General features: G+C 71.5%; 13 protein-coding genes and 1 tRNA gene. 12 read left to right on the top strand and 2 right to left on the bottom strand.

Annotated features, from left to right (window positions below; translation table 11 throughout):
- Window positions 1-36 precede the first annotated feature (36 nt).
- The 4 genes from HNR12_RS12970 (at window position 37) to HNR12_RS12955 (ending at window position 3279) form a co-directional block, all read left to right on the top strand.
- A complete protein-coding gene (locus HNR12_RS12970; RefSeq protein ID WP_179767730.1) occupies window positions 37-537 on the top strand; it encodes a MaoC family dehydratase N-terminal domain-containing protein in 501 nt (166 codons plus the stop codon).
- Entirely contained in the window at window positions 534-962 is a 429-nt protein-coding gene (locus HNR12_RS12965) for a MaoC family dehydratase (RefSeq protein ID WP_179767729.1), read from the top strand. Before HNR12_RS12970 ends, HNR12_RS12965 begins: the two co-directional genes overlap by 4 nt.
- A 67-nt stretch (window positions 963-1029) precedes the next feature.
- Window positions 1030-2118, top strand: coding sequence for a UDP-N-acetylmuramate dehydrogenase (locus tag HNR12_RS12960; RefSeq protein ID WP_179767728.1), 1089 nt, complete (start codon window positions 1030-1032; stop codon window positions 2116-2118).
- A gap of 570 nt (window positions 2119-2688) precedes the next feature.
- The gene (locus tag HNR12_RS12955; protein WP_179767727.1) at window positions 2689-3279 is read left to right on the top strand and encodes a TMEM165/GDT1 family protein; all 591 of its coding nucleotides are present in this window, start codon (window positions 2689-2691) and stop codon (window positions 3277-3279) included.
- Window positions 3280-3330: 51 nt separating this feature from the next.
- On the opposite strand, the gene HNR12_RS12950 is transcribed toward HNR12_RS12955, so the two are convergent.
- Window positions 3331-4431, bottom strand: a complete 1101-nt coding sequence (locus HNR12_RS12950) for an adenosine deaminase (protein WP_179767726.1) — start codon at window positions 4429-4431, stop codon at window positions 3331-3333.
- Between the two features lie 223 nt (window positions 4432-4654).
- Entirely contained in the window at window positions 4655-5863 is a 1209-nt protein-coding gene (locus tag HNR12_RS12945; RefSeq protein WP_179767725.1) for a pyridoxal phosphate-dependent aminotransferase, read from the bottom strand.
- 210 nt (window positions 5864-6073) lie between these two features.
- On the opposite strand from HNR12_RS12945, the gene HNR12_RS12940 reads away from it, so the two are divergent.
- The 8 genes from HNR12_RS12940 to rpoB all read left to right on the top strand — a co-directional run bounded on the left by HNR12_RS12940 (window position 6074) and on the right by rpoB (window position 14588).
- A tRNA-Trp gene (locus HNR12_RS12940) sits at window positions 6074-6146 on the top strand.
- 82 nt (window positions 6147-6228) lie between these two features.
- A complete protein-coding gene (gene secE / locus HNR12_RS12935; protein ID WP_179767724.1) occupies window positions 6229-6495 on the top strand; it encodes a preprotein translocase subunit SecE in 267 nt (88 codons plus the stop codon).
- A gap of 121 nt (window positions 6496-6616) precedes the next feature.
- Complete coding sequence (gene nusG / locus HNR12_RS12930) at window positions 6617-7444, top strand: transcription termination/antitermination protein NusG (protein WP_179767723.1); 828 nt, start codon at window positions 6617-6619, stop codon at window positions 7442-7444.
- A gap of 274 nt (window positions 7445-7718) precedes the next feature.
- Window positions 7719-8147 carry a 50S ribosomal protein L11 gene (gene rplK, locus HNR12_RS12925; RefSeq protein WP_179767722.1) on the top strand — a complete coding sequence of 143 codons (429 nt, stop codon included), beginning with the start codon at window positions 7719-7721 and terminating at the stop codon, window positions 8145-8147.
- A gap of 85 nt (window positions 8148-8232) precedes the next feature.
- On the top strand, window positions 8233-8934 hold the full coding sequence (gene rplA, locus HNR12_RS12920) for a 50S ribosomal protein L1 (protein WP_179767721.1): 702 nt from the start codon (window positions 8233-8235) through the stop codon (window positions 8932-8934).
- Between the two features lie 403 nt (window positions 8935-9337).
- The gene (rplJ, locus tag HNR12_RS12915) at window positions 9338-9862 is read left to right on the top strand and encodes a 50S ribosomal protein L10 (RefSeq protein WP_179767720.1); all 525 of its coding nucleotides are present in this window, start codon (window positions 9338-9340) and stop codon (window positions 9860-9862) included.
- Window positions 9863-9961: 99 nt separating this feature from the next.
- Window positions 9962-10354 carry a 50S ribosomal protein L7/L12 gene (gene rplL / locus HNR12_RS12910; RefSeq protein ID WP_179767719.1) on the top strand — a complete coding sequence of 131 codons (393 nt, stop codon included), beginning with the start codon at window positions 9962-9964 and terminating at the stop codon, window positions 10352-10354.
- A 766-nt stretch (window positions 10355-11120) separates the two neighbouring features.
- Complete coding sequence (rpoB, locus tag HNR12_RS12905; RefSeq protein ID WP_179767718.1) at window positions 11121-14588, top strand: DNA-directed RNA polymerase subunit beta; 3468 nt, start codon at window positions 11121-11123, stop codon at window positions 14586-14588.
- Window position 14589 lies beyond the last annotated feature (1 nt).

Here is a 14589-nt window from a genome sequence, read left to right as displayed (position 1 = left end):
CGGCACGCGGCCGACAACGCAGGTGAGAGGGAGCCGATGGCGATCAACCGCGACCTGGTGGGCCGGGAGTACCGGTCCCCGCAGCCCTACGAGGTGACCCGGGGCAAGATCCGGGAGTTCGCCGAGGCGATCGGCGACACCAGCCCGGTCTACACCGACACCGCCACCGCGCGGTCCCACGGCTACCCCGACGTCATCGCGCCCCCGACCTTCCCGGTCATCATGGGCATGGAGGGGATGTCCCAGGCGGTGGTCGACCCCGAGCTCGGGCTCGACTTCTCGATGGTGGTCCACGGCGACCAGAGCTTCGCCTACCGGCGCCCGCTGCACGCCGGCGACGTGGTCGAGACCGTCACCCGCGTGGCCTCGGTCTCGGCCCTGGGCGGCAACGAGCTGCTGACCCTCGAAAGCGAGATGCGCACCGTCGAGGGCGAGCACGTCGTGACCGCCGTCAACATGCTGGTCGTGCGCGGGGGCGCCGCCGCGGGCGCGCCGGCCGCGAGCACGGCCGCCGCCCAGGAGGGGAGCGCCGTATGACCGCCGCCATCGCCTACAGCGACGTCGAGGTCGGCACCGAGATCCCCGAGCGCGCCTTCCCGGTGCGCCGGGTCGACCTCGTGCGCTACGCCGGGGCCTCCGGCGACTTCAACCCGATCCACTGGAGCGAGCGCACCGCCAAGTCGGTGGGCCTGCCCAACGTGATCGCCCACGGCATGTTCACCATGGCCCAGGCCGGGCGCCTGGTCACCGACTGGGCCGGCGACCCCGGCGCCCTGGTCGAGTACAAGGTGCGGTTCTCCGCGCCCGTGGTCGTGCCCGACGACGACACCGGCGCCGAGGTCACCGTCAGCGGTGTCGTCAAGGAGAAGCTCGACGGCAACCGGGTGCGGATCGCCCTGACCGCCCGCTCCGGCGGCGCCAAGGTCCTGGCGCGCTCCACCGCCGTCGTCCGCCTGGCCTGACAGCGCGGGCCGCCGCGCGGCGCGCGCCGCCCGGCGGCCCCTCCCGCCCCTACCGCAGAGGTTGCCCGTGTCCCGTCCCGGTCCCGCCGACTCCGCGCCCGTCCAGACCGGCGTCCCGCTGGCCGACTACACCACCCTGCGCCTGGGCGGCCCGGCCGCGCGGTTCCGCGTCGCGCGCGACACCGACGAACTGGTCGCGGCGGTCGCCGAGGCGGAGTCCGCCGGCGACCCCCTGCTCGTGCTGGGCGGCGGCAGCAACCTCGTGGTCGCCGACGACGGCTTCGCCGGCACGGTCGTGCACGCCGACTCCCAGTCCGTGGAGTTCGCCGAGGCCGGGGACGGCCGCGTGCGGGTGCGCGCCGCCGCGGGCGTGCACTGGGACCCGCTGGTCGAGCGGGCCGTGGCCGAGGGCCTCAGCGGCATCGAGTTCCTGTCGGGCATCCCCGGCCGCGTGGGCGCCACCCCCATCCAGAACGTGGGCGCCTACGGCCAGGAGGTCAGCCAGACCATCGCCGAGGTGCTGGTCTACGACCGCCGCACCGGCGAGCGGCGCACCATGTCCAACGCCGAGTGCGGGTTCGCCTACCGCGACAGCGTCTTCAAGGGCGACGACCGCCACGTGGTGTGCGAGGTCGTGTTCGAGCTGACCCGCTCGCCGCTGAGCCGCCCCATCCGCTATGCCGAGGTCGCCCGCGCGCTGGGCACCGAGGCCGGCGCGCGGGTGCCGCTGGACCAGGCGCGCGCGACCGTGCTGGAGCTGCGCCGGGGCAAGGGCATGGTGCTCGACCCCGACGACCCCGACACCCGCAGCGCGGGGTCCTTCTTCACCAACCCGGTGCTCGACCCCGAGGACTACGCCGAGTTCACCCGGCGCGCCGCCGACCTGCTCGGCCCCGACGTGCGGCCGCCCGCCCACCCCGGCCCCGACGGCCGCGTGAAGCTGTCGGCGGCCTGGCTGATCGACCGGGCGGGGTTCGCCCGGGGCTACGGCTCGCCCGCCCGGATCTCCACCAAGCACACCCTCGCCCTCACCAACCCCGGCGGCGCCACCACCGCCGACCTGCTCGCCCTGGCCCGCGAGGTCCGCGCCGGGGTGGCCAAGGCGTTCGGGGTGACCCTGGTCAACGAGCCGGTCATGGTGGGCGTGGCCCTGTAGCCGGGGCGTCGCGACCGGGTGGCGGCCGCATCCCCGCATCCCGCGTTCCCGCATCCCCGCGTTCCCGCATCCCCGCGTTCCCGCGGGTGCCGCCGCGCGCTCCGTGTCACCGTGCGGCGGTACCGCCGCCCCGCCCAGCGCGCCCGCCTCGCGAACCGCCGCCCGCGGCGCGGCAGCCGGAGCGCCCGGGGCGGGCGGTGCGGCCCGCGTCCCAACGCCGCCGGCCGACCTCGCCCCGGCGGGGGCGGAATGCGCCCGGAGCCGGGGGCCAGGCGTTCGAAAAGGGTGATCGACCTTTTTTCTTCGGCGCGCCGAACTCCATTTTTGGCCGCGCGTCGGCAAACACATCGCTTTGCCCACGAATTGCGTTTGCAAATTGCGCTGGTAATATCGAATTCGTCGAGGGGGAGTAGTCCCCGATCCACGCGGTCGACACACTGGCGGTGCCCTCCACCTGCCCGGTCGCGTGAGCCTGCGCCTGCGGCGGAGGCGGACGAGACCTTCGGCCTGGCAGTCGTATTCGTCCGGGCCGGAGCCGTATCCGCCTGGTTTGACGCAGACGGAGATCCCATGGGATTCCTTTCCGCCGCCGCCATCAGCGCGCTGGCCGTATTCGTCGCCGAAATGGGCGACAAGACCCAACTCGTGGCGATGTCGCTGGCGACCCGCTACCGCGCCGCCACCGTCCTGCTGGGCATCACCATCGCCACGGTCGCCGTGCACGGCTTCAGCGTGTTCATCGCCGAGGTACTCGGCCTGGCACTGCCCACCGACTGGCTCACCCTCATCGCCGGCGCCGCGTTCGTCGTGTTCGGCGTGTGGACCCTCATCGGCGACGAACTGACCGACAAGGACGAGGCGCGCGCCGCCTCCCGCCGCATCCGCTCGGGGCTGCTCACCGTGGCGGCCGTGTTCTTCGTGGCCGAACTCGGCGACAAGACCATGCTGGCCACCATCACCGTGGGCACCCAGTACGACTGGCTGCCGGTGTGGATCGGCTCGACCGCCGGGATGGTCGTGGCCGACGCCCTCGCCATCGCGCTGGCGGCCGTGGTGGGCAAGCGGCTGCCCGAGCGCGCCATCAAGATCGGCGCGGCCGTGCTGTTCTTCCTCGCCGGCGGCGCCATGCTGTTCCAGGGCGTGCTGGCCGTGACCTCCTGACCGGCGCCCGAGCGCCGGGGGAGTGCCCGCCCCCGCGCGGGACCGGGCCGCTCAGGCCGGGTCGGTGCCGCCGGGGGCGGAGCCGTGGGGCTCCTCGGCCACGCGGGCCCCGCCGCCGGCTCCGGGCTCCTCCTCGGGCGGCGCCGCCAGCCAGTCGTCCACCCCGCCCAGCAGTTCCTTCTTCAGCCAGTCCGGCGCGCCCGACCCGCGGATCGACATCCGCGCCAGCTCCGCGAGTTCGGGGTCGGTGAACCCGAACACCTCGCGGGCGATCCGGTACTGCTCGGCCAGGCGCGGCCCGAACAGCAGGGGGTCGTCGGTGCCCAGCGCGATCGGCGCGCCCGCGTCGAACAGCCGGCGCAGCGGCACCTGCTCCAGCCGGTTGACCACGCCCAGGCCCACGTTGGAGGTCGGGCACACCTCCAGGGTCACGCCCTGCGTGGCGATCCGCTCGACCAGGTAGGGGTCCTCCACGGCGCGGACGCCGTGGCCCACGCGGTCGGCGGCGAGGTCGTCCAGGCACTCGCGCACGCTGCGCGGCCCCTGGAGCTCGCCGCCGTGCGGCGTGGACAGCAGCCCGGCCCGGCGCGCGATCCGGAAGGCGCCCTCGAAGTCCAGCGCGCGGCCCCGCCGCTCGTCGTTGCTCAGCCCGAAGGAGACCACGCCCCGGCCCGCGAACTGGGCGGCCAGCCGCGCCAGCGCCTTGGCGTCCAGGGGGTGGCGGGTGCGGTTGGCCGCGACCATCACGCCCATGCGCAGCCCCGTGGCCTGCTCGGCGGCCCGCACGGCGTCCAGGACCAGCTCCAGCGTGGCGGTCAGGCCGTCGAAGTGGCCGGCGTAGCCGCTGGGGTCGACCTGGATCTCCGTCCAGCCGGCGCCGGCCGCGCGGTCGTCCTCGGCGGCCTCGCGCACCAGGCGGTAGATGCTCTCGGGCGTGCGCAGCACCGAGCGGGCGATGTCGTAGAGCCGCTGGAAGCGGAACCAGCCCCGCTCGTCGGTGGCTCTCAGCCGCGGGGGCCAGTCGGTGACCAGCGCGTTGGGCAGGTGCACCCCGGAGCGCTCGGCGAGGTCGACCAGGGTGGGATGCCGCATGGAACCCGTGAAGTGCAGGTGCAGGTGGGCCTTGGGCAGTCGGGAGATCGGACGTTCCATGTCCCAAGGGTGCCTCAACAGCCCCCGCGCCGCCCGGACCTCCCCTGAAAACCCCTGTGGCGCGGGGCACGCGGGAGTCAGCCCCCCGGCGCAGCGGGGCCTGGGACGCCGAAGGGGCGCCCGGTGCGGACGCCCCTTCACCTGCTCGCCTGTTCGGCTGCGCGCCTGCGCGCGGAGCCGGCGGCGATAGGCGGGCCCCCGCGCGCGGCGGCCCGCCTTCGGATCACTCCGACTCGCTGATCAGCTTGTGGATCCGGCCCACGCCCTCGGCGAGGTCGGAGTCGCCCAGCGCGTAGGACAGCCGCAGGTAGCCGGGGGTGCCGAACGCCTCGCCGGGCACCACCGCGACCTCGGCCTGCTCCAGAATCAGCTCGGCCAGCTCGGCGGAGGTCTGCGGGCGGCGGCCGCGGATCTCCCGGCCCAGCAGCTCCTTGACCGAGGGGTAGGCGTAGAACGCGCCCTGCGGCTCGGGGCAGAGCACGCCCGGGATCTCGTTGAGCATCCGCACGATGGTCCGCCGGCGCCGGTCGAAGGCGGTGCGCATCTCGGCCACGGCCGCCAGGTCGCCCGACACCGCGGCCAGCGCCGCAGCCTGCGACACGTTGGCGACGTTGGAGGTGGCGTGCGACTGGAGGTTGCCCGCCGCCTTGACGACGTCCTTGGGGCCGATCACCCACCCCACGCGCCAGCCCGTCATGGCGTAGGTCTTGGCCACGCCGTTGACGATCACCGTGCGGTCGGCGATCTCGGGCACCTCCACCGGCAGCGAGCTGAAGCGCGCGTCGCCGTAGACCAGGTGCTCGTAGATCTCGTCGGTCAGCACCCACAGGCCGTGCTCGGCGGCCCACCGGCCGATCTCGCGGACCTGCTCGGGGGTGTAGACCGCGCCCGTGGGGTTGGACGGCGAGACGAACACCAGCAGCTTGGTGCGCTCGGTGCGCGCCGCCTCCAGGTCGGCCACCGAGGCCAGGTAGCCGGTGGACTCGTCGGTGACCACGTAGCGCGGCACGCCGCCGGCCAGCTTGATCGACTCCGGGTAGGTCGTCCAGTACGGGGCGATGACGATGACCTCGTCACCCGGGTCCAGCAGTGTGGCGAAGGTCTCGTAGATCGCCTGCTTGCCGCCGTTGGTGACCAGGATCTGGGCGGGCTCCACGCGGTAGCCGGAGTCGCGCAGCGTCTTGGCCGCCAGCGCCTCCTTCAGCTCGGGCAGCCCGCCGGCGGGCGTGTAGCGGTGGAAGCGGGGCTCGCGGGCGGCCTTCACCGCCGCCTCGACGATGTAGTCGGGGGTGGGGAAGTCGGGTTCCCCGGCGCCGAAGCCGATCACGGGGCGCCCCGCCGCCTTCATGGCCTTGGCCTTGGCGTCGACGGCGAGGGTCGCCGACTCGGAGATGCCGCCGATACGTGCGGAGATACGAGGTCGGTCAGTCATGTTCCCCATGCTTGCACGTGGCCGCCACTCCTTATCCGCGCGGGAGGCGGGCGGCGCCCCGGGAATCCGGGTTGGTCCGCGGCCCCGATAGGGCATAGACTCGTCCAGCCGATGGTCTGGGACCCCAGCCGCGGCACCGGCTCGCTGTGCGGTGCGCGCGGTCGCGGTCAGCGGCTATGGTGGGGTAACCGGCGTACGCGGTACCCGCGAAGGGCAGTGGCTCAATTGGTAGAGCACCGGTCTCCAAAACCGGCGGTTGGGGGTTCGAGTCCCTCCTGCCCTGCAAGGACACTGGGTCTTACCCACAGAACGAGGCAGTTTCCGCCGGAAGCAGGTCAGCCGAACCGACTCCTAAGGACCTTCAGGTGACACAGACTGACGCCGACGCAAAGCCGGAGAAGGAGCGCAAGCGTCGCACGGGTCCGGTGACCTTCACCAAGGAGGTCGTCGGCGAACTCCGCAAGGTCCGCTGGCCCACGCGCCGCGAGCTGATCACCTACACGATCGTCGTCATCGTGTTCGTCCTCATCATGGTCGGTTACGTCTCGCTGCTGGACTTCGGCTTCGGCGAGGCCGTCACCTGGCTCTACGGCCAGTTCAGCCCGGACCCCGCGGCGGGCGCCCCGCAGTAGCGGCGCGGCCCTCTCCTGGTCCCGGCTCGTCCACCGAGCCCGTAAGCTGGCAGTAACCTGCGTCGGCGCGGCACCCTGCCGCGCCTTCGGCAGCGCGTAACCGACGAGAGAAAGAGCAGCCGTGTCCGAGTCCCCACTGACCCCTGGCGACCTCCCCTACGAGGAGCAGGATCAGTCGTCGGAGGATGACGCCGGCCGGCGCGCCGAGTACGCGGAGCCCGCCGAGGAGCCTCGGGCCCCCGAGGCCGAGGCCGCCGAGGGCGACGAGCCCGCGGCCGGCCTGGAGGCCGGCGCCGACGACGAGACCGAGGCCGGCGAGGCCGCGGACGACACCGAGGCCGAGGAGGCGCCGCGCGTCGACCCCGTCGAGGAGTTCAAGCAGGAGCTGCTGCTGCTTCCCGGCGACTGGTACGTCGTGCACACCTACGCCGGTTACGAGAACCGCGTGAAGGCCAACGTCGAGAGCCGCACCCAGTCGCTCAACATGGAGGAGTACATCTTCCAGGTCGAGGTGCCCACCCAGGAGGTCACCGAGGTCAAGAGCGGCAAGCGGCAGCAGGTCACCGAGAAGGTCCTGCCCGGCTACGTGCTGGTGCGCATGGAGCTGACCGACGAGTCCTGGGCCGCCATCCGCAACACCCCCGGGGTCACCGGGTTCGTGGGGCTGTCCAACCGGCCCGCCCCGCTGAGCCTCCAGGAGGTCGCCGACCTGCTGGCGCCCGAGCCCGAGGAGCTGCCCGAGCAGGAGCGCAAGGAGAAGGCCGAGGCCCGCTCCGACGTCGCCTACGAGGTCGGCGAGTCCGTCACCGTCATGGAGGGCCCGTTCGCCACGCTGCCCGCCACGGTCAGCGAGATCAACCCCGACACCCAGAAGCTCAAGGTGCTGGTGTCGATCTTCGGCCGCGAGACCCCGGTCGAGCTGGCGTTCAACCAGGTCTCCAAGATCTAGGGATCCAGCGGATCCGCAGCCGGTCCCGCCGCCGCCCGGCGGTCGGGGCCGGTCCGCCGCTTCACGGCGGCGCGTAGACTTGACGGGTTGGCCCGTTCGCGGAGCCGACCCGTCGCGCCCCGGCACCCGGGGCGCTTCCACGCCTGTGCGCGGATCCCGGCGCGGGCGTGGCCCCCGCCTCGGCGCGGACGCCGCGCGCACCGCGCAGTCCGGTGCGCCTCTGGCACCCACACCGGGATCCAGCACACACAGCAGATCAGGCAAAGGACCCGATATGCCTCCGAAGAAGAAGATCGCCGCCCTGGTCAAGGTGCAGCTGCCCGCCGGCCAGGCGACCCCGGCGCCGCCCGTCGGTACCGCGCTCGGTCCGCACGGCGTCAACATCATGGACTTCTGCAAGCAGTACAACGCTGCGACCGAGGCCCAGCGCGGAAGCGTCATCCCCGTCGAGATCACCATCTACGAGGACCGCTCCTTCAGCTTCGTCACCAAGACGCCGCCGGCGCCCAAGCTGATCCTCAAGGCCGCCGGCCTGGACAAGGGCAGCACGGACCCCAGCCGCCAGGTGGTCGGCTCGGTGACCATGGACCAGGTCCGCGAGATCGCGCAGACCAAGCTGCCCGACCTCAACACCGACGACATCGAGGCCGCCGCCAAGATCGTCGCCGGCACCGCCCGCTCCATGGGCATCGAGGTCAAGTAGTCCTCCGGCCGCACACCGGCCGCCCCCGCCAACCGTGGCAGGGCCAGGCGCTGGCCCTCACCACAGCTCTCGTCAGGAGAAGTACGTGAAGCGCAGCAAGAACTACCGCAAGGCCAGCGACCTGGTCGACCGCAGCAAGCTCTACGCGCCCGTCGAGGCCGTCAAGCTCGCCAAGGAGACCAGCGTCGTGAAGTTCGACGCGACCGTCGAGGTCGCCCTGCGGCTGGGCGTGGACCCCCGCAAGGCCGACCAGATGGTGCGCGGCACCGTCAACCTGCCGCACGGCACCGGCAAGACCGCCCGGGTCCTGGTCTTCGCCACCGGTGAGCGTGCCGAGCAGGCGCGCGAGGCGGGCGCCGACTTCGTCGGCGACGACGACCTGGTCGAGGAGATCCAGAAGGGCTTCCTGGACTTCGACGCGGTCGTGGCCACCCCCGACCTCATGGGCAAGGTCGGCCGCCTGGGCCGGGTCCTGGGCCCGCGCGGCCTCATGCCCAACCCCAAGACCGGCACCGTCACCCCCGATGTCGCCAAGGCCGTGACCGACATCAAGGGCGGCAAGATCGAGTTCCGTGTCGACCGGCACGGCAACCTGCACTTCATCATCGGCAAGCTGTCGTTCTCCGAGGACCAGCTGGTCGAGAACTACAGCGCCGCGCTGGACGAGGTGCTGCGCCTCAAGCCGGCCGCCGCCAAGGGCCGCTACATCAAGAAGGCCACGCTGACCACCACGATGGGCCCCGGCATCCCGGTCGACCCCAACGTCACCCGGCCCGTCGCCGCCTGACGGCGGTCGGCTGACGCGCCGGCCCGCCGGCGGGACACCACGCGCCGCGGCGCCCCGGTCCTTCAGGACCGGGGCGCCGCGGCCGTTCCAGGGGTTGTGCGGGGGCGCCCGGGGCCACCGCGCGGGGCGGGCCGGAGGGGAGTTTCCGGGGCCGTTCGCGCGGGTACTGTACTTCGGCTAGGATGGAGGACGCCGAAGACCGCCGGTCGCCACCCGAAGGGTGGCCGAAGGACCCATGCGAATGGGCGGCCCGCGCAGGTGTACGACGATGTGGTGGCCGATCCGCCGTTGGCGGGTGCGGCCCGACCGCGCCCCGTGCCCTGCGCCGGGGCTTTTTTGCTGCCTCGCGCCCCTCCCTTCGCGTCGGCCTTCACGACCGGTGATCACAGTTGGAAGGAGTCCCATGGCGAGGCCGGACAAGGTCGCCGCGGTCGCCGAGCTCACGGAGGAGTTCCAGAGCTCTCAGGGCGCCGTGCTGACCGAATACCGGGGGCTCAGCGTCGCGCAGATCACCGAACTGCGCCGCAGCCTCGGCCAGAACGCGCGCTTCCGCATCGTCAAGAACACGCTGAGCAAGATCGCGGCCACCGAGGCCGGTCTGGACGACCAGGTCATGGACCTGTTCGAGGGCCCCTCGGCCATCGCCTTCGTCCGCGGGGACGTGGTCGAGGCCGCCAAGGGCCTGCGTGACTTCTCGAAGGCGAACGCGCCCCTGGTGATCAAGGGCGGTGTCATCGACGGCCGTGCGATGACCCCCGAGCAGATCACCCAGCTGGCCGACCTTGAGTCCCGCGAGGTTCTCCTCGCGAAGCTGGCCGGTGCGCTGAAGGCCAAGCAGGGCCAGGCCGCCGCGCTGTTCCAGGCACTGCCCTCCAAGGCCGTGCGGCTCGCTCAGGCGCTGGCCGACAAGCGCTCCGAAGAGGGCTAGGAACACCACCCGACCCGCCGGCGTGCCCGCGCCGGTGTCCCCACGCTCGGCACGGCGCCGCCCGGCGCACGTGCCGGAAGAGAAAGAGAGATCGCGATCATGGCGAAGCTCAGCACCGAAGAGCTGCTCAGCGCCTTCGAGGAGATGACCCTTCTCGAGCTGTCCGAGTTCGTCAAGGAGTTCGAGAGCAAGTTCGACGTCACCGCCGCCGCCCCGGCCGCGATGATGGCCGCCCCCGCCGCCGGCGCCGGCGCCGCCGGCGGCGAGGAGGAGCCCGAGAAGGACGAGTTCGACGTCATCCTCGAGGCCGCCGGCGACAAGAAGATCCAGGTCATCAAGGAGGTCCGCAGCCTCACCAGCCTGGGCCTCAAGGAGGCCAAGGACCTGGTCGACAACGCCCCCAAGCCGCTGCTGGAGGGCGTGAACAAGGAGACCGCGGAGAAGGCCAAGGAGACCCTTGAAGGCGCCGGCGCCACCGTCACCCTGAAGTAGGCCCCCTGTCCGGACCGCGTGAGCGGATCCGGACGGACCGGCTCTGGAGGGCGGTCATCCCGCGCGGGGTGGCCGCCCTCCGCCGTGTCCGGGGCGCGCCCGGGTACGCGCCGTGCCCGGGCGCCGCGCGGCCCCCGCGCTCGTGCGCGGCGGGTCTGGGCGGGCGCGGGCTGAGGGCGGCGGGCGGGCGCCCCGGCGTGGCCCGTGCGCGGCGGCCCGGGGGCCGTGCGAGAGTGGGGGAGCGGGAGGCGCGCGGAGCCCGCAGGGCGGCGCGGAGCCGCCCGGGGGCGAGCGGGCATCGGGAAAGGCGCCCGGCGCGGCTGGGAGGCGGGCGCCGCGGGGCGCCGCGGAATCACTCTGCCGGACCGGGGGTCGAAGATACTTTCCCGCTTGTCGGGGCTCTCACACCCCGTATCCGCTGTGGGACCTCTCACGGCGCTGGAATGGGCCGCAGCCCCGGACTCGGGCTTGACGGATCCGGCCGTTGGGGCGATGCTGCGTGGTGTCGTGACTGACTCCGGGGGCTGTGGTTGGACAGCGGTGTAGTATTCGGCTACACTGCCCTTTTGCGCTGCCCATTGGCGATCCGTGTGCCGGTGTCCGTGCTCCGCGTCCGGATTCCGAGGTTTCTCGGGCTTTCCGGACCCCACTGTACGTCTCACACGAGACCCGACCGATCCCACGTCGGCGGGTCTTCGACCTGACAGTTACGGATCGTCCGGCGTGCGCGCGCATCAACCGCCACAAGCCTTCGGAAGGACCCCTGTTGGCAGCCTCGCGCAACGCCTCCGCTAACGCCCTTGGTCCGAACCGCGTTTCCTTCGCCCGCATTCAGGAACCACTCGAAGTCCCGAACCTTCTGGCCCTGCAGACCGAGTCGTTCGACTGGCTGCTCGGCAACGAGAAGTGGCGGGCCCGAGTCGAGGCGGCTCGTAACGCCGGCCGCAAGGACGTTCCGGAGCAGTCCGGTCTCGAAGAGATCTTCGAGGAGATCAGTCCCATCGAGGACTTCTCCGGCACGATGTCGCTCTCGTTCCGCGACCACCGGTTCGAGCCGCCCAAGTACTCCGAAGAGGAGTGCAAGGACAAGGACATGACCTACTCCGCCCCGATGTTCGTCACGGCGGAGTTCATCAACAACGACACCGGTGAGATCAAGAGCCAGACGGTCTTCATGGGCGACTTCCCGCTCATGACCGTCAAGGGCACGTTCATCGTCAACGGCACCGAGCGCGTCGTGGTGTCGCAGCTGGTCCGCTCCCCGGGCGTGTACTTCGACCGGCAGGTCGACAAGACCTCCGACAAGGACCTCTACGGCTGCAAGGTCATCCCCTCGCGCGGTGCGTGGCTGGAGTTCGAGGTCGACAAGCGCGACTTCGTCGGCGTCCGCATCGACCGCAAGCGCAAGCAGGGCGTCACCGTCCTGCTCAAGGCGCTGGGCTGGACCACCGACCAGATCCTGGAGCGCTTCGGGGCCTACGAGTCCATCCGCAACACGCTGGAGAAGGACCCCACCGCGGGCACCGACGACGCGCTGCTGGACATCTACCGCAAGCTGCGCCCGGGCGAGCCGCCGACCAAGGAGTCCGCGCAGGCGCTGCTGGAGAACCTCTACTTCAACCCCAAGCGCTACGACCTCGCCAAGGTCGGCCGCTACAAGATCAACAAGAAGCTGGGGCTTGAGGCCGAGTTCACCCAGGGCACGCTGACCGAGGACGACATCGTCGCCACGATCGACTACCTGGTCCGCCTGCACGCCGGCGAGACCGAGCTGCAGACCCCCCTGGGCCCGCGGCCGATCGAGACCGACGACATCGACCACTTCGGCAACCGCCGCGTGCGCACCGTCGGCGAGCTGATCCAGAACCAGGTCCGCCTGGGCCTGGCGCGCATGGAGCGCGTGGTCCGCGAGCGCATGACCACCCAGGACGTCGAGGCCATCACGCCGCAGACCCTGATCAACATCCGGCCGGTCGTTGCCTCCATCAAGGAGTTCTTCGGCACCAGCCAGATGTCGCAGTTCATGGACCAGACCAACCCGCTGGCGGGCCTGACCAACAAGCGCCGCCTCTCGGCGCTGGGCCCGGGCGGTCTGTCCCGTGAGCGCGCGGGGTTCGAGGTCCGCGACGTCCACCCGTCGCACTACGGGCGCATGTGCCCCATCGAGACCCCTGAAGGCCCCAACATCGGCCTGATCGGCTCGCTGGCCGGCTACGCCCGCGTCAACTCCTTCGGCTTCATCGAGACCCCCTACCGCAAGGTCGTCGACGGCCGCATCACCGACGAGGTCGTCTACCTCACCGCCGACGAGGAGGACCGCTTCGTCATCGCCCAGGCCAACACGCCTGTCGGCCCCGACGGCGCCTTCACCGAGTCGCGCGTGCTGGTCCGCCGCAAGGGCGGGGAGTTCGAGGCCGTCGCCGCGAGCGAGGTCGAGTACATGGACGTCTCGCCGCGCCAGATGGTGTCGGTGGCCACGGCCATGATCCCGTTCCTGGAGCACGACGACGCCAACCGCGCCCTGATGGGCTCCAACATGCAGCGCCAGGCGGTGCCGCTGCTGCGCGCCGAGGCCCCGCTGGTGGGCACCGGCATGGAGTACCGCGCGGCCACCGACGCCGGCGACGTCATCCTGGCCGAGAAGGCCGGTGTCGTCGAGGACGTCACGGGCGACTACATCACCGTGATGGCCGACGACGGCACCCGCAAGACCTACCGGCTCGGCAAGTTCCGCCGCAGCAACCAGGGCACCTGCTTCAACCAGCGCCCCATCGTGGACGAGGGCCAGCGCGTCGAGGAGAACCAGGTCCTCGCCGACGGCCCCTCCACCGACAAGGGCGAGATGTCGCTGGGCAAGAACCTGCTCGTGGCGTACATGTCCTGGGAGGGCCACAACTACGAGGACGCCATCGTGCTGTCCCAGCGGCTGGTCCAGGACGACGTCCTCTCCTCGATCCACATCGAGGAGCACGAGGTCGACGCCCGCGACACCAAGCTGGGCCCCGAGGAGATCACCCGCGAGATCCCCAACGTCAGCGAGGAGGTCCTGGCCGACCTCGACGACCGCGGCATCATCCGCATCGGCGCCGAGGTCATCGACGGCGACATCCTCGTGGGCAAGGTCACGCCCAAGGGCGAGACCGAGCTGACCCCCGAGGAGCGCCTGCTGCGCGCCATCTTCGGCGAGAAGGCCCGCGAGGTCCGCGACACCTCGCTGAAGGTGCCCCACGGCGAGTCCGGCAAGGTCATCGGCGTGCGCGTCTTCAGCCGCGAGGACGGCGACGAGCTGCCGCCCGGTGTCAACGAGCTGGTGCGCGTCTACGTCGCGCAGAAGCGCAAGATCACCGACGGCGACAAGCTGGCCGGCCGCCACGGCAACAAGGGCGTCATCGCCAAGATCCTGCCGCAGGAGGACATGCCGTTCATGGAGGACGGCACCCCCGTCGACATCGTGCTGAACCCGCTGGGCGTGCCCGGCCGCATGAACGTCGGGCAGATCCTGGAGATCCACCTGGGCTGGCTGGCAAAGAACGGCTGGCGCGTCGAAGGCGACGACGAGCCGTGGAAGCAGGCCATGCACGAGATCGGCGCCGCCGACATCCCGCCGGGCACGAAGGTCGCCACCCCGGTCTTCGACGGCCTGCGCGAGGACGAGATCGGCGGTCTGCTGGCCTCCAGCCTGCCCACCGAGGACGGCACCCGGCTGGTGAACGAGTTCGGCAAGGCCCGGCTCTTCGACGGCCGCACGGGCGAGCCGTTCGCCGAGCCGATCGCGGTCGGCTACACCTACTTCCTCAAGCTCCACCACCTCGTGGACGACAAGATCCACGCGCGCTCCACCGGCCCGTACTCGATGATCACCCAGCAGCCGCTGGGCGGTAAGGCGCAGTTCGGCGGGCAGCGCTTCGGCGAGATGGAGGTGTGGGCCCTGGAGGCGTACGGCGCGGCCTACGCCCTGCAGGAGCTGCTCACCATCAAGTCCGACGACGTGCTCGGCCGGGTGAAGGTCTACGAGGCGATCGTCAAGGGCGAGAACATCCCCGAGCCGGGCATCCCCGAGTCGTTCAAGGTGCTCATCAAGGAGATGCAGTCGCTCTGTCTGAATGTGGAGGTGCTGTCCAGTGACGGTATGTCCATCGAGATGCGGGATACGGACGAGGACGTCTTCCGTGCGGCAGAAGAGCTGGGAATCGACCTGGGGCGGCGCGAGCCGAGCAGTGTCGAAGAGGTCTAAC

It is taken from the genome of Streptomonospora nanhaiensis (assembly GCF_013410565.1).
In the GTDB taxonomy this organism is placed as follows: Bacteria; Actinomycetota; Actinomycetes; order Streptosporangiales; family Streptosporangiaceae; genus Streptomonospora; species Streptomonospora nanhaiensis.
This window is presented reverse-complemented; position numbering and strand designations above follow the sequence as displayed.

Bases quoted from the DNA above. Each gene is read 5' to 3' on its own strand.
- HNR12_RS12970 (WP_179767730.1), top strand. From the start codon at position 37: ATGGCGATCAACCGCGACCTGGTGGGCCGGGAGTACCGGTCCCCGCAG.
- HNR12_RS12965 (WP_179767729.1), top strand. From the start codon at position 534: ATGACCGCCGCCATCGCCTACAGCGACGTCGAGGTCGGCACCGAGATC.
- HNR12_RS12955 (WP_179767727.1), top strand. From the start codon at position 2,689: ATGGGATTCCTTTCCGCCGCCGCCATCAGCGCGCTGGCCGTATTCGTC.
- HNR12_RS12950 (WP_179767726.1), bottom strand. From the start codon at position 4,431: ATGGAACGTCCGATCTCCCGACTGCCCAAGGCCCACCTGCACCTGCAC.
- HNR12_RS12945 (WP_179767725.1), bottom strand. From the start codon at position 5,863: ATGACTGACCGACCTCGTATCTCCGCACGTATCGGCGGCATCTCCGAG.
- rplK (WP_179767722.1), top strand. From the start codon at position 7,719: ATGCCTCCGAAGAAGAAGATCGCCGCCCTGGTCAAGGTGCAGCTGCCC.
- rplJ (WP_179767720.1), top strand. From the start codon at position 9,338: ATGGCGAGGCCGGACAAGGTCGCCGCGGTCGCCGAGCTCACGGAGGAG.
- rplL (WP_179767719.1), top strand. From the start codon at position 9,962: ATGGCGAAGCTCAGCACCGAAGAGCTGCTCAGCGCCTTCGAGGAGATG.